General features: G+C 71.5%; 20 protein-coding genes. 19 read left to right on the forward strand and 1 reads right to left on the reverse strand.

Features of this window, described 5'->3' with window-relative positions; all coding sequences use genetic code 11:
- Positions 1 to 862 precede the first annotated feature (862 nt).
- A complete protein-coding gene (locus TsocGM_RS19415; protein ID WP_199756841.1) occupies positions 863 to 1,588 on the forward strand; it encodes a sugar transferase in 726 nt (241 codons plus the stop codon).
- A 110-nt stretch (positions 1,589 to 1,698) separates the two neighbouring features.
- Positions 1,699 to 2,481, forward strand: a complete 783-nt coding sequence (locus TsocGM_RS19420) for an exosortase-associated EpsI family protein (protein WP_126727125.1) — start codon at positions 1,699 to 1,701, stop codon at positions 2,479 to 2,481.
- 63 nt (positions 2,482 to 2,544) lie between these two features.
- Here TsocGM_RS19420 and TsocGM_RS19425 read toward each other — a convergent pair whose 3' ends face one another.
- A complete protein-coding gene (locus TsocGM_RS19425) occupies positions 2,545 to 2,826 on the reverse strand; it encodes a hypothetical protein (RefSeq protein ID WP_126727126.1) in 282 nt (93 codons plus the stop codon).
- A 568-nt stretch (positions 2,827 to 3,394) separates the two neighbouring features.
- Here TsocGM_RS19425 and TsocGM_RS19430 point away from each other — a divergent pair.
- The 17 genes from TsocGM_RS19430 (at position 3,395) to TsocGM_RS19510 (ending at position 26,232) form a co-directional block, all read left to right on the forward strand.
- Entirely contained in the window at positions 3,395 to 5,713 is a 2,319-nt protein-coding gene (locus TsocGM_RS19430) for an exopolysaccharide transport family protein (protein WP_126727127.1), read from the forward strand.
- Positions 5,714 to 5,815: 102 nt separating this feature from the next.
- Positions 5,816 to 6,763, forward strand: coding sequence for an exosortase/archaeosortase family protein (locus tag TsocGM_RS19435; protein ID WP_126727128.1), 948 nt, complete (start codon positions 5,816 to 5,818; stop codon positions 6,761 to 6,763).
- 33 nt (positions 6,764 to 6,796) lie between these two features.
- A complete protein-coding gene (locus TsocGM_RS19440) occupies positions 6,797 to 7,609 on the forward strand; it encodes a WecB/TagA/CpsF family glycosyltransferase (RefSeq protein WP_126727129.1) in 813 nt (270 codons plus the stop codon).
- A 24-nt stretch (positions 7,610 to 7,633) separates the two neighbouring features.
- Positions 7,634 to 8,521: an FkbM family methyltransferase gene (locus tag TsocGM_RS19445; protein ID WP_126727130.1), complete on the forward strand. Its 888-nt coding sequence runs from the start codon at positions 7,634 to 7,636 to the stop codon at positions 8,519 to 8,521.
- Positions 8,521 to 9,486 carry a glycosyltransferase gene (locus TsocGM_RS19450; RefSeq protein ID WP_126727131.1) on the forward strand — a complete coding sequence of 322 codons (966 nt, stop codon included), beginning with the start codon at positions 8,521 to 8,523 and terminating at the stop codon, positions 9,484 to 9,486. Before TsocGM_RS19445 ends, TsocGM_RS19450 begins: the two co-directional genes overlap by 1 nt.
- A gap of 1,368 nt (positions 9,487 to 10,854) precedes the next feature.
- Positions 10,855 to 11,526, forward strand: coding sequence for a response regulator transcription factor (locus tag TsocGM_RS19455; protein WP_126727132.1), 672 nt, complete (start codon positions 10,855 to 10,857; stop codon positions 11,524 to 11,526).
- Positions 11,527 to 11,529: 3 nt separating this feature from the next.
- Entirely contained in the window at positions 11,530 to 12,960 is a 1,431-nt protein-coding gene (locus tag TsocGM_RS19460; RefSeq protein ID WP_126727133.1) for a sensor histidine kinase, read from the forward strand.
- Between the two features lie 111 nt (positions 12,961 to 13,071).
- Positions 13,072 to 14,082 carry a DUF1559 domain-containing protein gene (locus TsocGM_RS19465; protein WP_126727134.1) on the forward strand — a complete coding sequence of 337 codons (1,011 nt, stop codon included), beginning with the start codon at positions 13,072 to 13,074 and terminating at the stop codon, positions 14,080 to 14,082.
- Positions 14,083 to 14,209: 127 nt separating this feature from the next.
- The gene (locus TsocGM_RS19470; RefSeq protein ID WP_126727135.1) at positions 14,210 to 14,629 is read left to right on the forward strand and encodes a hypothetical protein; all 420 of its coding nucleotides are present in this window, start codon (positions 14,210 to 14,212) and stop codon (positions 14,627 to 14,629) included.
- Positions 14,630 to 14,925: 296 nt separating this feature from the next.
- On the forward strand, positions 14,926 to 16,845 hold the full coding sequence (locus TsocGM_RS19475; RefSeq protein ID WP_199756842.1) for a Xaa-Pro dipeptidyl-peptidase: 1,920 nt from the start codon (positions 14,926 to 14,928) through the stop codon (positions 16,843 to 16,845).
- A 197-nt stretch (positions 16,846 to 17,042) separates the two neighbouring features.
- Entirely contained in the window at positions 17,043 to 17,672 is a 630-nt protein-coding gene (locus TsocGM_RS19480) for a serine O-acetyltransferase (protein ID WP_126727136.1), read from the forward strand.
- Positions 17,673 to 17,825: 153 nt separating this feature from the next.
- Positions 17,826 to 18,824: a UDP-glucose 4-epimerase GalE gene (gene galE, locus TsocGM_RS19485; protein WP_126727137.1), complete on the forward strand. Its 999-nt coding sequence runs from the start codon at positions 17,826 to 17,828 to the stop codon at positions 18,822 to 18,824.
- Between the two features lie 75 nt (positions 18,825 to 18,899).
- A complete protein-coding gene (locus TsocGM_RS19490; protein ID WP_126727138.1) occupies positions 18,900 to 19,964 on the forward strand; it encodes a glycosyltransferase family 2 protein in 1,065 nt (354 codons plus the stop codon).
- An 85-nt stretch (positions 19,965 to 20,049) separates the two neighbouring features.
- Entirely contained in the window at positions 20,050 to 21,273 is a 1,224-nt protein-coding gene (locus TsocGM_RS19495) for a glycosyltransferase WbsX family protein (protein ID WP_126727139.1), read from the forward strand.
- A 35-nt stretch (positions 21,274 to 21,308) separates the two neighbouring features.
- Complete coding sequence (locus tag TsocGM_RS19500; RefSeq protein ID WP_126727140.1) at positions 21,309 to 22,634, forward strand: glycosyltransferase; 1,326 nt, start codon at positions 21,309 to 21,311, stop codon at positions 22,632 to 22,634.
- Positions 22,631 to 23,953 (forward strand): glycosyltransferase family 4 protein, encoded by a 1,323-nt coding sequence (locus TsocGM_RS19505; protein WP_126727141.1) that lies wholly within the window; start codon positions 22,631 to 22,633, stop codon positions 23,951 to 23,953. Before TsocGM_RS19500 ends, TsocGM_RS19505 begins: the two co-directional genes overlap by 4 nt.
- Positions 23,950 to 26,232: a tetratricopeptide repeat protein gene (locus tag TsocGM_RS19510; RefSeq protein ID WP_126727142.1), complete on the forward strand. Its 2,283-nt coding sequence runs from the start codon at positions 23,950 to 23,952 to the stop codon at positions 26,230 to 26,232. Before TsocGM_RS19505 ends, TsocGM_RS19510 begins: the two co-directional genes overlap by 4 nt.
- Positions 26,233 to 26,289: the final 57 nt, after the last annotated feature.

The following is a 26,289-nucleotide window of genomic DNA, read 5'->3' on the forward strand; positions in this document are numbered from 1 at the left end:
AGAGCGTTGACGTACACGACGGGTCGCTGGGAGCAGTTCTGGGGCAGGCTCAGCCGGGAGGGATACCCGGTGGCGGCGTAAGCGAGTCCGGAGGGGCCGCGAACCACATCATTCGTCGGTCACACCCACAGTTGCTCGGCGATTGGCCGTTAGGCCATTCACCGTTTCGGGTTCGGTGGATTGGTCGGCCCGAGCGGGCGGGGTCGCGAGTTCAGGAATCTGGGGCCCGGAGCCAACCGGAGGCGAGCCCATTGTCCTCGAGACGACGACGAGGGGCATGGGCCATCCGCGGGAGGAGCCGACGGAGAGGCGAGGCCTCCGGAAGAGGGACCGGAGCCCGATTCCCAGGCAAGGACGCATCCCAGGAGGGCAGCGGGAGCCGGCCGAGGCGGCCGGCAACACCGCCGCCAGCCGGTGGCTCAACCCGGGATCGGCCAGGGAATCAGGTCGGTTCGGCCGTCTCCTAAGGCCGGTCGGAGGGGGGATGGCACGCTCGATGCAGGAGGTCGATGCCCCGAATTGCCCCCTCGCGTCGGCGTTGGGGCGATGTTGATTCTCGGCAACACGGCGGCGTGTTGCTCGGCCGCGACACGAGGATGACGGATCGTTCCGCTGATTGACGATGCCAAGGGCCGCTGCTATGCTGCCGTCACAAACTCCCGGAACGATCGGTAGTTCGATTTAAATCCCACGAATGTGCATCCGGGCAAACCACGCGACCTCGCAGCGAAATCGACCCTGCCTGGATTCTGATCGCCGTCCGAGGCGAGCCCGCCTGGCGCGGCGTCCCCGGCCCTGCAGTCGGTCGAAGCCCACCTGAGACCTCTCCTTCTGGACACCGCAGCACCGGAGACACCACTCGATGAGCACCACGACCCAGTCCATGCTCATATCCGAGCAGATTGCCCGGATCGTGGGGGGCAAGGCCTCGGGCCGAGAGCTGCCGGGCCCGACGCTGGCCGTGGCGCCGGTGACGGTCGCGTCGGTCTTCAAGCGGGTCATGGACGTGGTCGGTGCCGGGCTCGGGTTGGTGCTGCTGGCCCCTCTGATGCTGGCGGTCGCCCTGGTGGTGCGTCTCAGCTCCCCCGGTCCGATCCTGTTCCGGCAGCTCCGGCTAGGCCGAGGCGGCCGGCCCTTCTACGTGCTGAAGTTCCGCACGATGATCGCCGATGCCGAGCATCGGCTGGCCGAGCTGGAGGCGCGCAACGAGGCCGCCGGCGGCGTGCTCTTCAAGATCCGGCGCGATCCGAGGGTCACCCCCCTGGGGGCGTTCCTGCGCCGCAGCAGCCTGGACGAGCTGCCGCAGCTGATCAACGTGCTCCGCGGTGATATGAGCCTCGTCGGTCCCCGGCCGCTGCAGCTCCGCGACTCCTACCGCCTGGAGGCGCTCGACCCCGACGCCTTCGCCCGTCGGCTGAGCGTCATGCCCGGCATCACCGGGGCCTGGCAGGTCGGCGGCCGGAGCGACGGCACCGAGGGAATGGTCCGGCAGGACATCGAGTATATCACCAACTGGTCGCTTGCCCTGGACCTGAAGATCCTGCTGCAGACGATCCCGGCGGTCCTCTCGGCCCGGGGCGCCTGCTGAGCCGATCGCCCCCGCTTCCCCCCCCCTCCCCTCCCGATTCGCCCCTCCCCCCCGAGGTCGTCGCCCCGGCCCCTCCCCGCCGGACACCCGCCATCCGTCGGAGGTTTCCCGTGTCTGATCACCTCTCCCCCTCGCCGGCGTCCACCTCCGCTCCGGGACGCCGCCTTGGCCCGTCCCCCTGGCTCTGGATGATCCTGGGCTGCGCCCTGGTCGCCGCCTCGGGAGCCGTCCGGGTCAACCAGGAACTCCAGTTCGCCGACGCCTCCCGAGCCGCCGAAACTCCCCCCTTCCCGATGCGGGACCTGCCCCGGACAGTGGGCGGCCACTGGGAGATGGTCGGTGAGGAGCTGGAGCTACCGCCCGAGACCCAGCAGATCGCCGGCTGCTCGGACTACATGTACCGCGCCTACGAAGATGACCGCACCGGCGTCGCCGTCCGGGTGCTGGTCGCCTTTGGCCCGGCCTCGCTGGTCTACCCGCACACCCCGCAGGTCTGCTTCCCCGCCAACGGCTACCAGCACCGGGGAGGCCCCTGGCGGCGCGTCATCATCAGCGACGACGCGTCGGCGGCCGATCCCGGCTCCTCCTCGGCCGATCCGCTCCGGTTCCCGTTCCACGTCCTGACCTTCGGCAAGGCAACCGGCGGCCTCGAGAACCTGCAAGAGGTCTACTATTCGTTCTGGCACGACGGGACCTGGTCGCCCACGGCCGAGGCCACCGAACGGCTGTTTCGGCACCGCCCGGCGATGATCAAGATCCAGGTCGAGCGGCCGATCATCCCGGGCGAGAAGGCCGGCGACGCCGACGGCCCGATCGAGGATTTCCTCCGGGGGCTGGTTCCCGAGATCCAGCGCCGCCTGGACGCCGCCGCAACGAGCCGGGCCGAGGCCTGACGCCCGGCCGGGTCCGCAGTCATCCCCGGAAAGAGGGCTGCTCACCCCGCCCCGCCGCGATGGTCAGCGGGGCGTCGACCGACTCCGGGTCGCGACCCCGAAGTGCGGGGCGGTGACGGCCGACGCCGCCCCGTCCCTCCGCTCCCGACTCGCCCCAGGGCCGCCCGACTCCGACCCGCCCCCGAGCCACCGCAGCAGCGCGCAGACGGCCATTCCCACAGCCCCGATCGCCAGCACGATCAGCAGCGCGGGGGCCAGGTAGAGGGTTAAAACCCCCAGGGCCACCCGTCGCAGCGGGTCGTTGCCGCGACGATCCTCACCGATCGTCGCCTCTGCTGCGGTCATCGGTTCGACTCCTCGTGTTCGACCCGAGCGGTTCGTCCCGCTGTGACCCTAGCTCTCGGTTCACCCCGCGTTGATTCCCGGCAACATGAAATGGTGCGTCCCGGAAACGGTCAAGGTGCCTTCCTCATCAATTCTACGCCGTTGGTTTTGGGGAGTCATGGCATTGATGGGCCGTTTTTGCAATTTTTTCTGGATTTTGGGCCAAACAAGGCGACTGGTCATGGCGGGCCCGGGGAGCCCCAGGTCCGGCCGGTTCGTCCGGTCGGGAGTGCTGGCGGGAGGGTTCGAGGCCCTCGGGCGGGAGCCCTCGGCGGGGGAGGCCGATTGCCGATCGGGCCTTGGATCGATGGGCCTCGGGAAGGGCCGCGGGACAGCCTCGCCACGTGCCGGAGGCGGGCGGTTCCGGCGGTCGCCGACGGCACAAGAAGGGTCACGCAATTTGAATTTGACCGTCTCCGGAGCGGAGGGATAGAGTGGTGACGGGCCGGGGGGCCCTTGCCCGTTGCAGCCGCGCCGGAACCGCATCGGCCCCATCGACCGAACGACTCGCCCCAGGTAGCACACCGCGATGGACACATCCGAGACGACTCGGCCGCAATACGAGCTCGCCCGCCTGTCCGACCTGCCGCCGGCGCTGCGCGCCCCGCTGCCGCCGGCCTCCCGGCCGGCCTCGGACGGTGGCGGGCTGCCGATCAATCCGCGACTGGTGTTGCGCGGGCTGGCCCGGCACTGGTGGCAGGCCCTCGCGCTGTGGGTCGTCGGCTCGGCGGCGCTGGCGGCGCTGGTCTACCTGAAGTTCCAGCCGACCTACCGCTCCTTCAGCCTGCTGCAGATTGAGCGGAACCAGGCCAACCCGTACGGCTCCCTCGAGGACCCCCGGTCGATCGAATACCTCCAGACGCAGATTCAGCTGATCACCAGCCCTCGGGTCCTGTCCGTGGCGAAGCTGGATCCCAAGGTCGCCTCCCAGAGCGGCGTGCGCGAGGCCCCCGACGCCGAGCAATACCTGAGGGAGATGATCAAGGTTGCCGCCCGGCCCAACACGAGCCTCATCGAGGTCGCGGCCGAGGCGGAGCGGGCGCACGAGGCGGCCGACGTGGTCAACGCGGTCGTCCGGTCCTACCTGGACGCCAACAAGGAATGGTCCGAGGCCCGGACCAACAACGCGATCCGGATGCTCGTGGAGTACGAGAAGGAGCTGGGAGACAAGGTCGAGGCCCAGCAGAAGAAGCTCATCGAGCTGTTCAAGGAGGCGGAGGATCCGAGGCGGATGCTCGGCAACTTGGCGGCGATGGACGGGGGCGTCGCTCCGGCGGCGAGCGGTGAGGAGGGCCAGCGCGCCGCGTTCCAGGTGGATGTGGATGAGTACGAGCGGCTCAGCCAGGCGCTGCTGGAGTTGGAGTACGAGGAGATCGAAGCCCGGGCCGACCTGGAGGCGGTGCGCCGCCAGGCCGCGGCCACCGACCCCCGGGTCTGGGTCGACCGCCGCATCGAGCAAGTCTTCCTGTCCGACGAGCGAGTCAACGCGCTCCGTGGCGCGATCCGGGACGTCGAGGCCCGGATCGCCGAGGCCCGGACCCGGATCAGGAATCCCGGCGACCCGGCGCTGTCCCGACTGATGTCCCAGCGTCAGATTCTGATGGAGCAATACGAGCAGCTCTGGTCCGATCTGGAGCCCACACTCCGCGCCCAGCTCGCCGCGGAGGAGACCCATCCGGTCCAGATCGTGCTCCGGGCCGAGCAGCGGCTGCTCCGCCTGGAGCGGGAGCGGCAACTGCTGCAGCAGAAGCTCGACCTCATTGAGCTGGCCGACCGCTCCGAGAGCGTCGAGCAGTTGGAAATCTCCTTCGCGATGACCAAGCTGAAGCAGTACCAGGCCATGGAGCAGCAGGTCCAGCGGCGGTTGGAGGTGCTCCGCTTCGAGTCCCGCCCGGCCGACACGATCACCGTGATCGACCCGGCCACGCCCGGCCTGATGCTGTCCAACAAGCGGGACAAGTTCCTGGCGCTGACGCCGCTGGCGATGCTCGGGCTGGTGCTCGGGCTGGTGACGCTGGTCGAGCTGCGCTCCGGCCGGGTGGGCGGGACCGAGGAGCTTTCCGGCCGGCTGGCGGCCGAGGTCTTCGCCGTGCCCCCCCTGCCGACGACCCGGGACGCCGAGCGGGCCCGCCTGGAGGGGCCGGGGTACGACCCGAAGTTCGAGCAATTCGTCCAGCAGCTCGACCACCTGCGGGTGGCCCTCTGCGGCGAGGGGGGGCAGGACGGCCGAGGCCGATGCGTGCTGATCACCAGCGCCGTCGGCGGCGAGGGCAAGACCACACTGGCCGCCCAGCTGGCCGTCCGGTGCGCCGAGGCCGGGGCCTCCACCGTGCTCATCGACGCCGACCTCCGCCGCGCCACCCTCGGCCGCCTCTTCGAGGTGCCCGACTGCCCGGGCCTCTCCGACGTGCTCCGAGGGGACGCCCAGCTGGAAGACGCCCTGGTGCCGATCAGCCAGGTCGGCGGCTGCCAGCTGCTGCCGGCCGGCTCCCCGGAGGCCTACCCCAACCGGATCCTCCGCGGCAAGGCCTTCGCCCCGATGCTCGAGCGGCTCCGCCGCAGCTTCGACGTGGTCATCATCGACACCTCGCCGGTTCTGCCGGTCCCCGACGCGCTGATCCTCGGCCGCCTGGCCGACGGCGCGGTCATCGCCACCCGGCACGACCAGAGCCGCTTCCCGGCCGTCGAGCGGGCCAACGGTCTGCTGACCGGCGCCGGCATCCCGGTGCTCGGCGTGGTCGTCAACGGCGCCCGCACCTCGGATCGCCGCTTCGGCACCGGCTACGCGACCTACACCTACCGGTCCGACCGCATCTCTGACCCGGGCGGCGGCGTGTCGGGCTCCTGAGCCGCCGGGCGCACCCTCGCCGCGCAACGCCGTTCCTAAACCGGCCCGGCCGGCCGCCGAGGCCCGTCCTCTTCGACCCGACGACCGCGGAGCGCACCGACGATGAGCCGAGCCTCGACCCCCGGCCCCGAGCCCGCGACTCCCGTCGCCGCCCTGGCGGCCCGGCTGGTCGCGGTCGCCGCCGTGCTGGCGGTCCTGGCCTGGGCGTACAAGACCGAGCTGCTGGAGCTGGCCGCCCTTTGGTCGCGGGACCCGAACTACTCGCACGGCTACCTGGTGATCCCAATCGTCGGCTTCATGTTCTGGTGGCTCTGGCCCCGGGGGGCCGAGGCCGATCGGCTCCGCCCCTGCCCCTGGGGCTGGGCTCTGCTCGCCGGCCTCGTGGCCGTCCGCTTTGCCCTGCTGCGGGGAGGCCACTACTGGCTGGAGGGCTTCACCCTGGTGCCCACGGTTGGCGCCCTGGTGCTGGCCTACGGCGGCTGGCGGCTGCTGTGGCGGACCTGGCCGGCGGTGGCCTTCCTCGTCTTCATGTTCTCGGTCCCCCCGACGATCAACAGCCAGGTCTCGTTGCCGCTGCAGCGGGTCGCCAGCATCGCCAGCGCCGGCCTGATGCGGCTGCTGGGCTTCTGGGTGATGGACGAGGGGAACGTGCTGGTCATCGGCGGCGAGAAGCTCGAGGTGGCCGCCGCCTGCAACGGCCTGGCCATGCTCATGAGCCTGGCGGCCACGATCTCGGCCTTCGTGATCCTCGTGCCGATGGCCAACTGGAAGCGGGTGGCGCTGCTGCTGAGCGTCGTGCCGGTGGCGCTGCTGTGCAACATCCTGCGGATCGCCGGCACGGCGTACGCCTACCACCTGCTCGGCTCGAAGCGGGGCCAGGAACTGGCCCACGACGTCGCCGGCTGGCTGATGATGCCCCTGGCGCTGGTGATCGTCCTGCTGGAGCTGGCCTGGCTGTCCTGGCTGGTCACCGAGGACGAGGCCGCCGAGCCCGTCTCGCCGACCCTGATGACCACCGCCGGCATCCGTCCGAGCCCGCCTCGGCGCTGAGGCGAGTCGATCCGACCGCGAGGCCGCCCTTACATGTCCCTCCGCCCGATCCGAGTCTGGGGCCTGCCGCTGGCCCCCCTGACCCGATCCGAAGCTGTGGCCGCGATCGGAGCGCTGATCGAAGACCGCCGGCCCTCCTATTTCGTGACCGCCAACCTGCACTTCGCCATGCTCGCCGCTGGCGACCCGAGGCTGCGGTTGGTCGCCGAGCAGGCCGCCCTGGTGCTGGCCGACGGCGCTCCGCTGGTCTGGGCCTCGCGCTGGCGCCGCCGTCCCCTGCCGGAGCGAGTGGCCGGCTCGGACCTGATCTACGACCTCTGCTGCCTGGCCGCCTCGCGAGGATACCGGGTCTTCTTTCTGGGAGGAGGGCCGGGGGTGGCCGACGAGGCCGCCCGGCGGTTGCGGCGGCATGCACCCGGTCTGGTCGTCGCCGGCACCGAATGCCCCCCCTTCCGGCCGCTCTCTGAGCAAGAGCGGCGTGATCAGCTCGATCGGATCCGGGAGGCGGCCCCCGACCTGCTCTTCGTCGCCTCGACCATGCCCCGGGGTGAGCACTGGATCGCCGAGCACATCGAGCAGCTGGGCGTTCCGGTGGCGGTGAACGTCGGGGCGGCGATCGACTTCGCCGCGGGCCGAGTCCGCCGGGCCCCGGTCTGGGTGCAGCGGATCGGCATGGAGTGGGCCTGGCGGATTGGCACCGACCCCCGCCGCCTCGGACCCCGCTATGCCCGGAACGCCCGGTTTCTGCTGCGGATGGTCCTGGCTGACCTGCGCCGCGGCCGCCGTCCCGAGCCCGACCCGGCGGAGGACCGCGCCTCCGTTCTGCCCGCCTCGCCGCCGGCCTGAGCCATCTCGGAGCCATCCACCGCCATGAAGCTGCCGCGCCAGCCGGTTCTCAAGCTCAAGCAGGCGATCACCTTCGTCGCTCGGAGCCAGACCCCCGCCCCCCTGATCCGGGATCTCTTCCGGCTCCAGGACCGCCCGTACCGGGCAGTCGATCCCTCCGGGATCACCATGGAGCTGCGCCCGAGGCGAGGAGAATATTTCTTCTTTTATGATAACGTAATCAATCGCGACTGCCTGCGCCACGGCATCGCGCTGGCTCCCGGCGCGACGGTGCTCGACGTCGGGGCGAATATCGGCTCCTTCGCCATCGTCGCCGGCCGATTGGTCGGCCCCGGGGGGGTGGTGCACGCCTTCGAGCCCGATCCGATGGCCTTCGAGCGGCTGTGCCGGAACGTGGAGCTCAACGGACTTGCGAACGTGCACTGTTACCCCCTGGCCATTGGCGGCCGGACCGGATCGTTCGAGTTCTACACGCATCGCCAGGCCAATTTCAGCTCGCTGCTCGATGGCGTCGACACTCGGAACGCCGGCGAGATGATGGTGACCACCGTCACCGTCCGCACGCTGGCTGACGTCATCGCCGAGTTGGGGCTGGAGCGGATTGATCTCCTGAAGGTGGACTGTGAAGGGGCCGAGCACGAGATCGTCGATACGCTTGATGCGGACACGGCCGAGATGATGGCCCAGTTGGTGATGGAGACGCACGCCGTGCCCGGGCGTTCCCGGAGCGCTCTGATTCGACGGCTCTCGGAGCTGGGCTTCGCGGTCCGGGGCCGGGGTGTTCCAAGGGAACTGGTTCGGGCCAAGGGGCGCCCGGCCCTGGTCGATCCCCATCCCTCTCGTCCCCTGCCGAAGGAGCCGGCGGAGTCGGTCGGCTGTTCTCCCTCCCCCCCCGCCGTTGTCGACCAATGATGAACCGAAGCCGACCGACCCTCTGCGTCATCACCCCCTGCCGGGACGAGGCCGCCTACGCCCGACGGACGCTCGAGAGCGTCCTTGGCCAGACCCGGCCGCCGGATCGCTGGGTGATCGTTGACGATGGCTCGACCGACCAGACGCCGGCGATTCTCGACGAGTACGCCCGGCGGGACGACCGCATCCGGGTCGTCCGCCGCCCGGACCGGGGCGTCCGCAAGGTCGGCCCCGGGGTGATCGACGCCTTCTATACCGGCCTCGAGACGATCGAGCCGACCGAGTTCGACTACATTTGCAAGCTCGACCTCGACCTCGACCTGCCCCCCCGCTACTTCGAGCTCCTCATCGACCGCATGGAGGCCAACCCCCGAATCGGCACCTGCAGCGGCAAGCCGTACTTCCGCCTGGGAGACCGGCTCGTCAGCGAGAAGTGCGGCGACGAGAACTCGGTGGGCATGACCAAGCTCTACCGCCGGCGCTGCTTCGAGCAGATCGGTGGCTTCGTCCGAGAGGTCATGTGGGACGGCATCGACGGCCACCGCTGCCGGATGCTCGGCTGGGTGGCCGTGAGCTGGGACGACCCCGAGTTGCGGTTCGAGCACCTCCGCCCCATGGGCACCAGCCACAAGGGCTGGTGGACCGGCCGCTCCCGGCACGGCTTCGGCCAGTACTTCATGGGGACCGCCCCCTCCTACATGATCGCCAGCGCCCTGTTCCGGATGACCCGGCCGCCGCTGGTCGTCGGTGGGCTGGCCATGCTCTCCGGCTACTTCGGCGCGATGCTCCGGGGCGCCCCCCGCTACGACGACCCCGAGTTCCGCCGCTTCCTCCGCGCCTACCAGCGCCGCTGCCTGCTCCGGGGCAAGGGCCGCACCACCCGGGACTTCGACGAGCAATCCGCCTCCCGATGGTCCCCCGATTCCCCCGACGCCTCCCCCGTCCCGGCCCGCTCCCCGATCTGAGCGATCGCCCGCCAGGACGCTCCCGGTGCGCTCCAGTGCGCGGCTGGATACGCGAGCGGTGCGCTGGGACAATCGGGCGGATTTCGTTTTCCGATCGTCACTTGTGTCGATCGCGTTGGGTTCGTTCCGCGCCGGCGCCCCCGCGGACCATGGGTTCGCTCCGTCGCCGCCGCGACGAGAAGGCCGATCTCTCCCCGAGACGCGCTCGGCCCGCGCCGGGACGGCTCCCGGTGCGCTGGCGGTGCGCCGGCGTGTTTTTGAGCTTGTTCTTTCCTGATTTGCACTTGTGTCAATCATGTTGGGTTCGTTCCGCGCCGGCGGGTCGGCCGATCTGGCCTCGCTCTGCCTCGCCCCCGCGCCTTCGGAGTCAAACGACCCTGGAGCCTTCCGGGTCCCCTCGGGGGCCCGACGGTCGGCGCGCGCGGCGACGAGGGGGGCGAGGCCCCTGCTGGAGATCATCGGGGGATGGGCCGACTCGATTCGAGGGTTTCTCCTCGAACCGACCTCGAGCGTCCGGGCAACCGGCTTCTGGAACCGACCGATCTCAAGCGGGTGTCACCGCGCCGGTTGCGATCGGGGAGAACGACCTGCCAGGGCGATCGGGAACGATCCGTCCGGTCTGGGTTCCCGCGGCCGATCTCGAAACGCGAGACGGAGGGACATGGCGGGCCTGGTTCACCGCGGCGAGCGGCCTGGTTGCCGGCATCGGCCTGGCTGTGGAAGCGCGGACCGGGCGGCGGTCCTCCGCTCACTGAGGGACTCCATCTCCTGGGCCGGAGAGAGGGTCTGTCCGCCCGTGGCCACGGTGAGCGTCAGCATCAGCGTGTTCATCGTTCGTTCCTCATCGGACGATGAATACTCGCTCGCTGTCAGCCATCGCTGGTAATAACCGTGATTCGATCAAGCAATCCTCACCGTCGAGTCATCTCGGAGGCACGGCAGTCGGGGGATTTGCTTCGGGATCGACACGCCTCGGTTGATCTCTCCTGCCGGCTTGAACGGCTGTCGGGCGGTTGACTCGGGGTGATCCGGTTCCCGATCGATGGTCGAGGCTGTGTTGCGGCGGGCGGGGCTCGCGAGCGGCGTTTCACAGCATGCGGTTGGACTCTCCGCCGGATCGGATGCTGGAGGAGGCGATCTCAGATCGGCTCGGGGACGCTCTGGCGGATCACGCTGCGGGTGCGCGAGGTGGATCCGACCGGCCGGGTCGAGTCAGCGGGGAGGATCATTCTGCCGAAGGAGGCTGACGCCGCCGGGGACGCACCGCGAGAGGTGCCCCGGGAGGCCGGTGGGGAGCGGAGCCGAGCCGGGGTATGATGGCGGCCTGGGACGAGGACCCTCGGGGTGTCGCGGCCGCCATGTCATGCCATGCCACGGATCCTGATTGTCGAGGATGAGGACAAGCTGCGGAGGGCGCTGCAACGCGGCCTGGCCGAGGAGGGGTACGACGTGGTCGCGGTCGCCGACGGCGACGACGGCCTGGCGCGGGCGGCGGCCGGGTCGTTCGACTGTGTGGTGCTGGACCTGATGCTGCCGGGGAGGGACGGGCTGCGGGTCCTGGGGGAGCTGCGGGCCGCTCGGGTGCCGACGCCGGTCCTCATCCTCTCGGCCCGGGGGGCGGTTGAGGACCGTGTGCTGGGCCTCGACGCCGGCGCCGACGACTACCTGGCCAAGCCCTTCTCCTGGGACGAGTTGCGGGCCCGGCTCCGGGCCTGCCTGCGGCGGTCCCCGGCCGACGCCTCGGCGCTGTTGAGGGCCGGGGGGCTGGAACTCGATCGGGCCCGGCGGGTGGTCGGCCGCGGGCCGATCCGGGTCGAGCTGACCGTCCGGGAGTGCGAGCTGCTCGCGTCCCTCATGCTCCGGGCCGGCCAGGTCGTTTCCCGGGAGCAGCTGGCGAGGGAGGTCTGGCACGACCCGGGGGCGGTGCTGACGAATGTGATCGACGTCTACGTCAACTACCTCCGCAAGAAGCTGGACAGGGCGGGGGCGAGGGGGGCGATCCGGACGGTCCGGGGGGTCGGCTACGAGCTGGAGGCCTGAGCCATGCCGTCGGCGAGCATCCGGGTGCGTCTGACCGCCTGGTACGGCGCCGTGCTGATGGTCACGGTGGTGGGCCTGGGGACGGCGACGTATCTGCTGCTGGCAAGCTCGCTGCGGGAGCGGGTTGACGCGACGCTCGACTTCGAGTTCGAGGAGGCGAGGGAGCGGCTCGAATCGGGCCACCCTCCCGGCGAACTGGCCGGGGCGCCGGCGGCCTTCCACGAGTCGTTTTTGCTCCGGGTCCTGGGCCCCGGCGGTCGAGCCCTGGCCGAGAGCCCCCGGCTGGCGGGCCTGCCGCTGCCCGTGCCGGCGACCGGCGCGGGGGCAGGGCCGTCGGCCCACTTCGATGCGACGCTCGGGCCGATCGGCCGCTGCCGGGTCGTCTCGGGGAGGGTCGGGCCGGCTCCCGGCCGGTGGACCGTGCTCATCGCGACTCCGCTGGAGTCGTACTTCAGGGAGCTGGAGGAGCTGCGGGGAGCTCTGCTGACGATCTTGCCGGCCGGGCTGGCCGCGGCCACGATCGGGGGGTACTGGCTGGCCGGGAGGTCGCTGGCGCCGGTGCAGCGGATGACCGAGGCGGCCCGGCGGATCTCGGCCGAGAACCTCGGGGAGCGGTTGGCCCCGGCCGGCCCGGGGGATGAGCTGGACCTTCTGGCCGAGACGCTCAACGCGATGCTCGACCGCATCGACCAGGCCTTCGCCGCGACCCGGCGCTTCACGGCCGACGCCGCCCACGAGCTGCGGACCCCCCTGGCCGCGATCCGGACCGAGGCCGAGGTCGCCCTGCTGGCCCCTCGTCCTCCCGAGGAGTACCGCGAGGCGCTGCGGAGCGTGGTCGAGGAGGCGGACCGGCTCTCCCGGCTGGCCGACCGGCTGCTGCTGCTCTCTCGAGAGGACGCCGGCCGGGCGCTCGACCGGCGCCCGGTGCGGCTGGACGAGGCGGTGCGGGAGGCGGCCGAGGCGGCGGCCGTCGCGGCGGGCCGGGCCGGGGTCTCGCTTCGGGTCGGGCCGCTCTGCCCGGCCGAGGTGGCTGGCGACCCGGACCTGATCCGCCAGGTGTTCGACAACCTGCTGGACAACGCGGTCAAGTACACGCCGGCCGGCGGCGAGGTGGCCGTGACCGCTCGCCGGGAGGGCGGGAGGGCGGTAATCGAGGTCCGGGACACTGGTGTCGGCATCGCCGGCGACGCGCTGCCCCGGATCTTCGACCGTTTCTACCGCGCCGACCCTTCTCGGAGCCGCCGAACCGGAGGGACGGGTCTGGGCCTGAGCATCGCGAGGGCGGTGGTCGAGCGGCACGAGGGGACGATCGGGGTGGAGAGCGATCCCGGGGTCGGGAGCACGTTCCGGGTCGCGATTCCGGCCAGGTTCGTCGAGGATCCGGGAGGCCGGTCGAGGGCCGAGTCCGTCTCGGGCTCGATTAGAAAGAACTAATCGATCTGATCGTGCTCGCCAGGGCTGTCCCCGGTAGGCTTGGTCGTCGGCCCGTCGGCGAGGGACGCCAACCGGGCCGATCCCGCCGGACCCTCCGGGAGGAACCAGTCCATGCCCTTGGTCTTCAGACGGCGACGCCCCCGAAGGGGCTTCACGCTGATTGAGCTGCTCGTGGTCATCGCCATCATCGGCGTGCTGATCGGCCTGCTGCTGCCGGCCGTGCAGGGCGCCCGGGAGGCGGCGAGGCGGGCGCAGTGCTCGAACAACCTGAAGCAGGTCGGCCTGGCGCTGCACAACTACCTGTCGACCCACACCACGTTCCCGCCGGTGGTGGTGCTGCCCCGGGGGCGGACAACTCAGCCGTGGTCGGGGCTGACTCGGCTGCTGCCGTACATCGAGCAGTCCAACCTCTACGACGCGATCAACTGGGACCGCGACTTCGAGTTCACCACCAGCCCGACGCTGGCGAAGGTGCGGGTTGCCAACTTCATGTGCCCCAGCGAGGTGAATGAGGTGCCGAGGCTCACGCCGACGCTGACCTACTACCCGAACAATTATTGCTTCAATCAGGGGACCTGGTTCGTCTACGATCCGGTGAGCGGGCAGGTCGGCGACGGCGTGTTCGTGCCCAACCGGGCCTACGGCCCGCAGGCGATCACCGACGGTCTGAGCAACACTCTGGGGATGTCGGAGGCCAAGGCGTACCAGGCGAACTACTGGGACTCCCAGAACCCCTCGGTGCTGGGAGTCGCCCCGCCGTCGACCCCGGCCGAGCTGATAACGTATGTCGGCGGGACGTTCGACCGCAACGGCCACACCGAGTGGGTCGAGGGGGACGTCCACGAGGTGGGCTTCACCACGACGTTCTCGCCCAACACGAAGGTCATCGCGAACGTCGCCGGCCAGCCGGAGGAGATCGACCTGACCTCGATGCGGGACGGCGAGTCGATCACGCTGCCGACCTACGCCGCGGTCACCGCCCGTAGCTACCACCCGGGGGGCGTCTCGGCGATGATGCTCGACGGCTCGGTTCGCTTCGTCAAGGACACGATCGACCTGAAGATCTGGCGGGGCCTGGGCACCCGGGCCGGCCGAGAGGTCATCTCCGCCGACCAGTATTGATACCAGATTGCACCGATGGCTGACCGATGAGCCGGGGACTCCGGGATCGAACCGACCCCGGCCTCCCCGGGCCCCGGAGGATCGGCGATCGGAGAAATCCGGCATGGATCGATCGGGAGACCTGCGGATGCGACGACGACCTTGGCCCGGGAACGCCCGGGTGATGGCGGTCCTCTCGAGCCTGCTCCTGGGCGGCTGCGTCGGCCCTGGGGGAGAGGGCGACGAGGGGGCCCGGACAGCCGCGACCGAGTTCCTGGACGAGGTGCGAGCCGGCCGCCTGGAAGCGGCCTGGCAAGGAACCTCGGCCGAGTTCAAGTCGCTGATGGGCCTGGAGAACCTCCGGGATTTCGTGCGGGCCCACCCAGTCCTCGGGGAACCGGCCGAGTATGCCGAGACCCGGGCGCTCGACCGGGGAGGCCTCGACCTGGCCGAGTGCGTGTTCCTTGCCCCGGCGTTTCCGAAGGGAGCGGCGGGGGGATCGACCATCACCGTCCTCGTCGCCGAGGGGGACGAGGGCTGGGCGGTGGAGCGCCTGACCGTGGATTGACCGGCGCCAGCAACCGGCCGGCCGGCGCCAGGCGACGCTCGGCCGACCGGAGGGGGGATCGGCCGGGCGTCGTCGAGGACACACCACGAGAGACGGCAGGGAGGCGACGTCTCCGACCGGAGGACGCCGACGCGGAAGGGACCGCGCGATCGGCCGGGAGGGACGCGCGTTGCCGGGAATCGACGAGGGGGCGGCGACTGGTCGGCGCGGGGGGAGAGGGAGTATCCTCCAACGGCCCCGCACCAGGGATGTCCGGCGCTGAGGGTCACCACCAAGAGCACGAGGGCCGCACTCCGATGATCGCTCGGAATCGAGGATGGCGACGAGGAGGACGAGGGCTTGGTCGACGGGCGGCGGTCGCGGCGGCGATCGTGCTGATGGGGCCGTGGCTCGGCGGCGAGGCGGCGGGGCAGCAAGAGGAGAAGGCGAAGGCGTCGCACCGGATCGAGGACGGGATGGCGCAGGAGGTGCCGGAGTTCAAGGACCGGGGAAGCTGGATCCGGCACGATTTGTGGGTGGAGGCGGAGTTCGACTCCGACGGCGACGGGAAGCGGGACCGGATGCACGTGGCCGTGACCCGGCCGGGGCAGACGGAGTCGGAGGGGCTGAAGGTGCCGGCGATCTATGTCTCCAGCCCGTACTTCGCGGGCACGGCGGGGGACGCGGATTCCCTGATGTGGAACGTCAGGCAGGAGCTGGGGGCGCCGCCGAAGCCGAGGGAGGCGCCGCCGGAGATCACGCCCAGGGTGAACCGGCCGATTCTCTCGAACTCGGAGGTCGGCGACTGGGTGCCGAGGGGGTTCGCGGTGGTGCACTCCTCGTCGCCGGGGACGGGGCTCTCCCAGGGCTGCGCGACGGTGGGGGGCGACAACGAGTCGCTAGCGCCGAAGGCGGTGATCGACTGGCTCAACGGCCGGGCGACGGGCTACACCTCTCCGGACGGGGACGAGACGGTCGAGGCCGACTGGTGCACCGGCAAGGTCGGGATGACGGGAACCTCGTACAACGGAACGCTCGCCCTGGCGGCGGCGACGACGGGGGTGGATGGGTTAGAGGTGATCATCCCCGTTGCGCCGAATACGTCGTACTACCACTACTACCGATCGAACGGCCTGGTGCGGTCGCCGGGGGGATACCTCGGCGAGGACATCGACGTGCTCTACGACTTCATCCGCAGCGGGAACCCGGATCGTCGGGACTACTGCGACTGCACCGTCCGGGACGGTGAGATGGCGGGGAACCAGGACCGCCAGACCGGCGACCTGAACGGCTTCTGGGCTGAGCGCGACTACCTCAACGACCTGGGGCCGATGAAGGCCGCCTGCCTGATGTCGCACGGCTTCAACGACTGGAACGTGATGCCGGAGCACAGCATCCGGATTTACGAGGCCTTGAAGGCCAAGGGGGTGCCGGCGCAGCTCTACATGCACCAGGGCGGCCACGGCGGCCCGCCTCCGTTGGACATGATGAACCGCTGGTTCACCCGGTATCTGCTGGGGGTCGAGAACGGCGTCGAGGAGGGCCCGAGAGCCTGGATCGTCCGGGAGGAGGCCGACCGGGGCGACCCGACCCCCTACCCCGACTATCCGAACCCGGAGGCGGAGCCGGTGACGCTGCACCCGACGGCCGGGGCGCCGAAGGTCGGGGGGCTGGCGATCGACGAGCCGGCCCCGCAGGGGACCGAGACGCTGGTCGACAACGTCTCGTTTGACGGCCAGACGCTGGCCAAGGCGGAGTGGACCAACCACCGCCTGCTCTTCGCGACGCCGGAGCTGTCGGAGGCGGTCCACATCTCGGGGACGCCGAGGCTGACGATCCGGCTGGCGGCGAGCAAGCCGGCGGTGAACCTGTCGGCGTGGCTGGTGGCCCTGCCCTGGGAGGAAGGCCGGGGGACGGCGATCACGGACAACCTCATCACCCGGGGGTGGGCGGACCCGCAGAACGCGGGGTCGCTGACCGAGAGCGAGCCGCTGGTCCCGGGAGCGTTCCGCGCGCTGAGCTTCGACCTCCAGCCGGACGACCAGGTCATTGCGGCGGGGCAGCGGATCGCGCTGATGATCTTCGCCAGCGACCGGGACTTCACGCTCTGGCCCGAGCCGGGCACGGAGCTGACGGTCGACCTCGACGCGACGAGGCTGGAGCTGCCGGTGGTCGGGGGCGCCGAGGCGATGTCGAGGGCGATTGCCGAGGAGGAGCCGGCCGGGGTTCCGGACTGAGCGGGACCGGCCGGGGATCGCCGCCCGAAGGGGACCGGCCGTCGGGACGCCGCGCCCGGGATCGCGATTTCCGGGGGGTGGGGTCGGCACGCCGGGAGGGCCGTCGCGTAGGATGGGGGAGAAGGGGGGAGGCGACCGAGGCCGGCCCCCCTGCAGGTCCGGCGATTCCCTGATCCTTCGAGCAGCCCGGGACCGCGATGAGCGAATCGGCGAGCACGATCCGGCGGAACGAACTTTGGGACGAGGAGGCCCACCTGCCCCCGCTGAACCGGGGGGATCACGACGGGAACCCGCCGGGGATGGGCCTGCTGGCGCTGCTGGCGGAGGACTTCCGCGTCCACGACCGCGACCCCTTCGACCAGGGCTTCTGGGCGGTGGCCGTGCACCGCTTCGGCAACTGGCGGATGGGGATCCGGCCGAAATTGCTGCGGGCGCCGTTCTCCCTGCTGTACAAGATCCTGTTCAAGTGGGTGGAGATCACCTGCGGGATCACGCTGCCGTACACGGTGAGGCTCGGCCGACGGGTGCGGATCTGGCACCACGGGGGGATGATCCTGCACGCCCGGTCGATTGGCGATGACGTGCACATCCGCCAGAACACGACCTTCGGCCTGGCCCACCGGGGCCGGGAGCGGTCGATCCCGACGATCGGGAACCGGGTGGACATCGGCTGTGGGGCGTGCATCCTGGGGGCGGTGCACGTGGGGGACGACAGCGTGATCGGGGCCAACGCGGTCGTCATCCGGGACGTGCCGCCGGGATCGGTGGCGGTGGGGATCCCGGCCCGGGTCGTGAAGCGTCGGCCGGAGGCCGGAGAGCCGGGCTGAGGCGAGGTGAGGCGAGGCGAAGCAAGGCGAAGTGAGGCCCCCGGGCGGCGCGGGTCGGCGGGGGGCGGGGGATCGGGTATGATCGGGGGCCTCGGGCCAGGGCGCCGGGGCAAGGCCGGCGTCGGGAGGCGATCGCGTTCGGAAGGAGGACGGATGAAGATCGTGTTGACCGGAGGCGCCGGCTACATCGGCAGCGCCTGCCTGCGGTGGCTGCTGGACCACGGGCACGACCCGATCGCCTTCGACGACCTGTCGGAGGGGAACCCGCCCTCGGTGCCGGCCGATCGGTTGGTGGTGGGGGACATCCTGGACACCGAGGCGATGGCCGAGGCCCTCCGCCGGCACCGGGCCGAGGCGGTGATGCACTTCGCGGCGCTGGCGATCGTGCCGGACTCGGTGAAGGACCCGGACAACTACTACCGGGTCAACGTGCTGGGGACCAAGAGCGTGCTCGACGCGATGCGGCGGGCGAACGTTCCCCGGATCGTCTTCAGCAGCACCTGCGCCACCTACGGGACCCGGGCGGAGATGCCGCTGACGGAGCAGTCTCCCCAGGCGCCGGAGCACCCCTACGGGACGACGAAGCTGGCGGCCGAGCGGATGATCCAGGACTATGCCTCGGCCTACGGGCTGGGGTACGCGATCCTCCGCTATTTCAACGCGGCCGGGGCGGATCCGGACGGCTCGCACGGGGAGGACCGGCGTCACGAGACGCACCTGATTCCGTTGACCCTGCAAGTGGCCGCCGGCCGTCGGCCGAGGCTGCTGATCTACGGCGACGACTGGCCGACGCGGGACGGGACCTGCGTGCGGGACTATATTCACACGGCGGATCTGGCCGACGCGCACCAGAAGGCCGTCGAGGCGATCGGTCCGGGAGACGGCCGGGTCTACGTGCTCGGCTCCGGCCACGGGGCGACGGTGCTGGAGGTTGTGACGGCCTGCGAGGAGGTGGTCGGCCGGCCGATTCCCGTCGAGCGAACCGGCCGCCGGCCGGGGGACCCGCCGACGTTGATCGCCGACCCGAGCAAAATCGCCTCGGAACTGGGCTGGAGCCCGCGGTATACTGACATCCGAGCGATCGTCGAGACCGCCTGGCGATGGCTCTCCACCCACCCCGAGGGTTACGGCCCGAAGCCCGGCCGCCACTGACCGACCCACCTCCCCCTCGGCCCGACCGCGATCGAGACGCCTCCCGGCACCCCGATCCCCCAGGATCCCGCATCCGTGACCGTCCCTCCGAGCCGACCGGATCCGACGCCCTCGCCGACGACGACGCCCGAGGACCTCGGCGCGGTGGCGATCGGCCGCAACGAGGGAGAGCGGCTGATCCGATGCCTGGACTCGCTGGCCGGCAAGGTCGCCCGGGTGGTCTACGTCGACTCGGGGTCGACCGACGGCAGCGTCGAGGCGGCGAGAGCCCGGGGCGTGGAGGTGGTCGAGCTGGACCTGTCGGTCCCCTTCACCGCCGCGAGGGCGAGGAACGCGGGGCTCGACCGCCTGCTGGAGCTGGCGCCGGGCCTGCGGTACGTGCAGTTCGTCGATGGAGATTGCGAGCTGGCCGACGGCTGGCTCGATCGCGGCCGGGAGGCGCTGGAGTCGAGGCCCGAGCTGGCCGTCGCCTGCGGCCGGAGGCGGGAGCGAGCTCCGGAGGCGTCCCTCTACAACCGGCTGGCGGACCTGGAGTGGGACACGCCGGTCGGCGACGCGGACTCCTGCGGCGGCGACGCGATGATGCGGGTCGAGGCGCTGCTCGGCGTTGGCGGCTACGACCCGACGCTGATCGCCGGCGAGGAGCCAGACCTCTGCCTCCGGCTGAGGGCCGAGGGGTGGAAGGTCGCCCGGCTGGACGCCGAGATGACCAGTCACGACCTGGCGATGACCCGGTTCGGCCAGTGGTGGCGACGGCTGGAGCGAGCCGGCCACGCCTACGCCGAGGGGGCGGCTCGCCACGCGCACCGTCCCGGCCGGCCTTGGGCCCGGCAGGTGGCGAGCATCGCGTTCTGGGGCCTGGCGCTGCCGGCCGCCGCGATCGGCCTGGCCTGGCCAACCTCGGGCCTGAGCCTGTCGCTGCTGCTGGGCTACCCGGTGATCGCCGCCCGGGCGGCCCGGGGCCGGATGCGGCGGGGGACGCCAGTCGGGCAGTCGGCCCTGTACGGGGCGTCCTGCGCGGTGTCGAAGTTTCCGCAGGCGATCGGGCTGCTGCGGTACGCCGGCAATCGCCTGCTCGGGCGTCGCGGGACCCTGATCGAGTACAAGGGGGTGGCGGGCGTCGGGGAGGCGGCCCGATGACCGGCCGCTCCCGCTCCCCCGGTGGTCGGGCCGCCGTCGCCCCGACCGAGCCCCAGGACGTCCGCCAGCCCTGCCCGGAGCGACCATGGCCGAAACCGTGACCACCGAGACTCAGGCGAACGGCGACGAGGCCCGATCGGGGGAGCCGAGCGATCGGGTGGCCCGCCTGCTGGCCTTTCATCTGCCTCAGTTCCACCCGATCCCCGAGAACGACGAGTGGTGGGGGCGCGGATTCACCGAGTGGACCAACGTTGCCCGGGCCCGGCCGCTCTACCCGGGTCACGAACAGCCGAAGCTGCCTTCGGATCTGGGCTTCTACGACCTCCGGCTGCCGGAGGCTCGGGCGGCCCAGGCCGAGTTGGCGCGCGCCTCCGGGATCGAGGGGTTCTGCTATTGGCACTACTGGCTGCACGGACGACGACTGCTGGAACGTCCGGTCAATGAGATCCTCGCCAGCGGCGAGCCTGACTTCCCGTTCTGCCTGGGCTGGGCCAACCACTCGTGGGTCCGGCGTTGGCTGGGAGGGAACCGGGAAACGTTCGTCGAGCAGCGGTACTCGGCGGAGGACGACCAGGAGCACGCCCGCTGGCTGGCCGAGGCGTTTGCCGATCCGCGCTACGTGAGGGTGGGCGGCCGCCCGCTGTTTTTGGTCTTCCACCCGCAGCACCTGCCGGACCCGAGGCGGACGACCGGGGCGATCCGGGAGGCGTGCGCGCGGAGGGGCCTGCCCGACCCGTACCTCGTGGGGGCCGGCAGCCCGGAGATCGGGATGGACATGCGGTCGCTGGGCTTCGACATCACCGAATTTCACGAGCCCCACCTGCTCCGGCTGCCCATGGCCAGCTGGGACGGCTCGGGCAAGCGCCGGCTGCTGTACAACCTGAAGCGGGGGGTCCCGAGCGCCCGGCTGAAGGTGTATCGCTACCGGGACGCCTTCGAGCAGGCCTGCGCCATGGCCGAGGCGGTGGCCGACGACTACCCGCACCTGCCCTGCTGCTTTTCCGGCTGGGACAACACGCCGAGGCGGGGGAAGGACGGGATCGTGATGGTCGGCGGCAGTCCCGAGCTGTTCGCCGAGCACCTGGGGCGGTGCATCGCCCGGGTGGCCGACCGGCCGGCCGAGGAGCGGATCGTCTTCATCAACGCCTGGAACGAGTGGGCCGAGGGGATGTACCTCGAACCGGATCTGCGCCACGGCTCGGCCTACCTGGAGGCCGTCGCCCGGGTGGTGGGGAGGCCGGATTCCCCGAGGCCAACCGGAGGACAAGCGGTCCCGGCCGGCGTCGCCGGCAGCGGGGAGAGATCCTGATCCCGGCCGAGACCCGCCCCCGGAGGTGCCGCCCCATGGATCGACCCCGTATCCTGCTGATCGTCCCGGTGCTGCCCTGGCCGGCGCACGACTTCGGAGGGGCCCAGCGGACCGCCCTGCTTTTGGAGGGCCTGGAGGCGATCGGGCAGGTTGAGTTGATGTGGATCCGACCGGCGGAGGGACTCCTCCCCCCGGCCGGGGTCGAGGCGCTTCGGGATCGGTTCCGGATTGTCTCGCGGTTCGAGGTCGGATCGCCTCGGCCGGCGGGCTTCTGGCGGCTGCCGGGGCGAATGGGCCTGGGCCCCGCGCGGCGGCTGGCGGCGCTGGATGGTCAGTACGAGGCCGACGGCCAGGCCCGGACGTGGCTGAAGGAGCAGGTGGATCGGCGCCGGTACGACCTGATCGCCTGCCGATACCTGAGGACGGCGATGCTCGCCGGGGCCGACCGGATGCCGGCGGTGCCCCGGGTGCTGGACCTGGACGACCTGGACTGGCAGATCCTGGCCAGCCGGATTCGGACGGTCCCGGAGGAAGCCGGCCGGGCGAGGGCGGGGGTGCCGCCGACGGTCCGATACCACCGGGCGACCTGCCGGCGTCGGGCGATGCGGTTCAACTGGTGTTGGGTCGCCAGCCGGGACGATCTGTCGGAGGCGGCGCTGCCCCGTTCGAGCGTGCTGCCGAACGTCCCCTTCCGGCCGCCGGGGAGCCCCCCGATCTCTCCCTGCGCCCACCGTCCCGAGAGCCGGGAGGTGCTTTACGTCGGCCGGCTGGACTACCCACCGAACCGGGAGGGACTGGGCCGATTCATCGGGAGCTGCTGGCCCCGGATCCGGGCCGAGGTGCCGGAGGCGACGCTCCGGATCGTCGGCGACGGCCTGGACGAGGAGACTCGGGCCCGGTGGTCGGCCGAGCCGGGGGTGGTGGTGGCCGGCTTCCTGGCCGATCTGAGGGAGGCCTACGAGCGTTGCGCCCTGGCGATCGCGCCGGTCGACTGGGGGGGAGGGACGAAGATCAAGGTCATCGAGGCGCTGGCCTTCGGGAGGACCTGCGTGGCGACCCCTCACGCGCTGCACGGCTACGAGCACCTGCTCCGGCACGGCGAGGCGATCTGGCGGGGAGCGTCGGACGAGCAGGAGGTCCGAGGCTGCATCGCGCTGCTGACCGACCCGGCGATGCGGGAACGGATGGCCGACGTGGGGCGCCGGCTCGTTTCGGAGCACTACTCGGCGGACGCGATCCGGGAGGAGGTGGCGGCCACCTGCGACCGGCTGCTGTCCCGGGCGTCTCGGCGCCGGGCCGGGTCCCCGTCGCCGTCCCCGGCGGTGCCGGAGGCCCTCGAGGCCGGGGGAGGTGCCGGGTGATCGGGCATCGGAGCGAAGGCCAGACCCCGGCGGCGGCCGACGGCGGCCGTTCCCTGGTCGTCGGGCTGTACTGCGTGGGGTGGCCGCCTTCGGCGTTCGCCAACGGGATTGTCACTTATGTGGACGCGATCGCCGAGGGGATGCGGGCGCTGGGCCACCGGCCGGTGATCCTGGCGGGCACCGTCTCGGAGCCGGCCGAGCGGAGGGAAGGGATCCCGGTGATCGACCTGAAGCCCCTGGAGACGCCGGATGTCCCGGCTCGGCTGGCCGACGCGCTGGCCTCCCGGCTTCGAGGGCGATCGGGCTGGGTTTCCCCTCGATGGATCGGCCGGGCGCTGAGGAAGGTGGCGAGGCGGACGGACGGACGGCCGAGGCTGGACGTGCTGGAGGTCGAGGAGTCGTTCGGCCTGCCGGGGATGGTCGCCGGCCGGGTGCGAGTGCCGGTGGTGGCCCGGCTGCACGGGCCGTGGTTTCTGACTGGGCCGTACCAGGGGGTCGACCCCTCGGCCCCGGAGTTCGAGGCCCGGGTGCGGGCCGAGGGCCGGGGCCTCCGCCGGTCAGCGGCCATCACCGCCCCGTCCCGGGACGTGCTGGCCCGATCGGCGGCGCACTACGGCCTGCCCGCTGGCTCGGGGGAGGTGATTCCCAACCCCGTGCGTCCCGTGCCTCCCGAGGCGCGCTGGCGAGCCGAGGGGTGCGAGCCGGAGCACATCCTGTTCGTCGGCCGATTCGATCGGTGCAAGGGGGGCGACACGGTGATCGACGCCTTCGCCCTGCTGCTGAGGGACCGGCCGGGGGCCCGGCTGACGATCATCGGCCCGGATGGCAACCCGGCGCGCAACGGTATCGGCGAGACGCTGCCGGAGTACGCGGCCGCTCGGTTGCCGGGGGCGCTGGAGGACGGTCGGATCCGGTGGCTTGGCCGCCGGCCGCCGTCGGAGATCGCGGCGCTGAGGGCCCGGGCGGCGGTGACGGTGGTCGCCTCTCGATATGAGACGTTCTCGTTGACCGCCGCCGAGGCCATGGCCGCCGGCTGCCCGCTGGTGGCCACGCGGGTGGGGGGGGCCGCGGAGCTGTTCGAGCACGGCACGCACGGCCTCCACGTGGAGCCGGACGACCCGGCCGCGCTGGCCTCGGCGGTTTCCTCGGTGCTGGCCGACCCGGCCGGCGCGGAGGCGATGGGCCGATCGGCCTTGGAGCACAGTCTCAAGCGATTCGCCCCGGAGGCGGTCGCGGCCCGGACGATCGACGTTTACCGCCGGGTGCTCGGCCTCGGCGGCGGTTCCCGACTCGCGGCTCGGGAGGGAATGCGGCCGTGAACCAGATCGCGATTGTCGCCATGCTGGCCTGGCCGGTTGTGACGCTGGGGTTGTGCGCCCGGCTGGGGGCGTGGCGGGGGGTGATCGCCTCGTACCTGGCGTCCCACGTGCTGCTGTCGGCCCGGGTCGGCGTGCCTCTGGCGGGGCTCCCCGACTTCGACAAGTACATGGCCGCCAACCTCGGGGCGTTGATTGGCATCCTGGTCTTCGACGGCGGCCGGCTGGGAGCGTTCCGGCCGCGCTGGTACGACGGCTTCGCGATAGCCGTCTGCCTGACGCCTCCCGTCGCGACGATGGCCGGCGGTCTGCCGTTCTGGGACGCGGTTTCGGCCTGCTCCGACGCGGTCCTCCGCTGGGGAGTGCCCTACCTCGTGGGAAGGCTCTACGCCGCTCGGCCGGGGGCGAGCCGGGATCTGGCCGTGGGGATGGCGGTCTGCGGGGTGCTGATGGCGCCGCTGATCGCCTTCGAGGTGCTGGGGCGGCAGTCGATCAGCGGCCTGATCTACGGCATCCCGGTCCGGACAGGGTTCAAGTACGGGCTGTACAACCCGGTGCTGATGGCCCGGAACTCGCTGGAGCTGAACCTCTGGGTGAGCCTGACGGGGCTGTCGGCCTTCGCGCTGTGGTGCGGCCGATCGGTGCGATCGCTGTGGGGTGTTCCCTTTGGGTTCTGGACGGCGGTGGTTCTTGCTGCGGCGATCCTCTGCCATCAGAGCGCGGCGGTGGGGCTGCTGCTGCTGGGGTGCTTCCTGCTGAGCCTGACGGTCGGCAAGCAGCGGCTGGGGAGTGTGCCGGAGGTGATCGCCCTGGCCGCCGTGGTGGCGCTGGCGCCGAAGCTGGGGGGCCGGTTCACGCTGCTCGGCCTGGCCATGATCGCCGGGATGCGGTACCTGAGGGATCTCCAGTCGCGCCGGCTGCTGATCGGCATGGCGCTGGTGACGCCGATCTTTCTGGTCATCCGGCTCACCAAGATCGTGTCGACGCAGATCTTGCTGTCGCTGGCCTACATGCTGCTCGGATGGGAACGGACCTATTCGCTGTCGTTCCGGTGGGACACCGAGGATCGGATCATCCCCTACGTGCTGGGAAACCGGCCGCTGCTGAGCTGGGGGACGATGGCCGACGGCCGGTTCGACAAGCTCAGTCTCCATGGGCGGCAGTTGGTTGACAGCCAATGGATCATTCAGTTTGAGCTTTACGGATTAATTGGACTGGCGGCCTTGTACGGGATGCTGTGCCTGCCCCCGCTGCTGGTGGCCAGACGGTATCCGCCCCGGGCCTGGACCGATCCGGGGAACGCGGCGGTGGCGGGGCTGCTGGCGGTTCTGCTGGTGTTCACGCTGGATAGCACGCTGAACGCCTACGTCATGCCGCCGATTCCGCTGATCGCTGGCCTGCTGATGGCCTTGCCGGCGTCGGTGGGAGCGGGGTCTCCGGGGCCGAGGCGGGAGGAACCGGTCGATCGGGAGCTGGAGCGGGTGGAGCGGCTGGCGATCTCAGGGAGGCCAAGGGAAGCGGAGGCGGCCTGCCGCCGGCTGATTGCCGCCCGGGCCCAGGCTCCGGCCGGGCAGGCCGGCCTGGCCGATGCCTGCGACCGGCTGGCCGACCTGCTGGAGGCGCTCGGCCGGCCCGAGGAGGCGGAAGCCCCCCGCCGCCGAGCCCTGGGGCTCCGCGCCGCCCTGGCCGCCGCCGACCCGGCCGACCCGGTTGGCCGCCAGACCCTGGCCGAGTGCGGCGAGCGGCTGGCGAGGAACCTGGCCCGACGGGGGCGGTTCGCCTCGGCGGCCGAGATCCGGGGCATCGCCCTGGAGCAGCGCGCCGCCCTGGCCGCCGCCGCTCCCGACGACGCCGAGGCCCTGATCCGCTACGCCGACGGGCTGAACGACCTGGCCTGGCTGCTGGCCGTGTCGGCCGGGCCGGCGGCCCGGGATCCCAGAAGGGCCGTGGCGATGGCCGAGCAGGCGGCCCGGCTGGGGCCCGATCGCAAGGCGTACTGGAACACCCTGGCCGCCTGCTACCGGGCCGCCGGCGATCCCCGGCTGGCCTACGAGGCCCTGGCGAGGTCGCTCCGCCTGGGACCCGACGTCTCGGGATATGACGATGCCCTGCTGGTGCCGATCCTGGCCGAGTTGGGGGATCCGGACGGGGCCTCCCGGGCACTGGCCCGTCTGGATGCCCGACTGGCGGCCCTGGGGTCCTCGGCCCCCCCGGCGCTGGCCTGGCTGCGGGACGAGGCCGAGGCCGCGTTGCGGTCCGGCTCGACGGCCGGCGCGACCTGATCCCGGAGGCCTCCGCGGCGGCCGGCGATCCGAGGCCCGAGGAGCGGAGGGCCGGGG

The organism is Tautonia sociabilis (genome assembly GCF_003977685.1).
Classification (GTDB): domain Bacteria; phylum Planctomycetota; class Planctomycetia; order Isosphaerales; family Isosphaeraceae; genus Tautonia; species Tautonia sociabilis.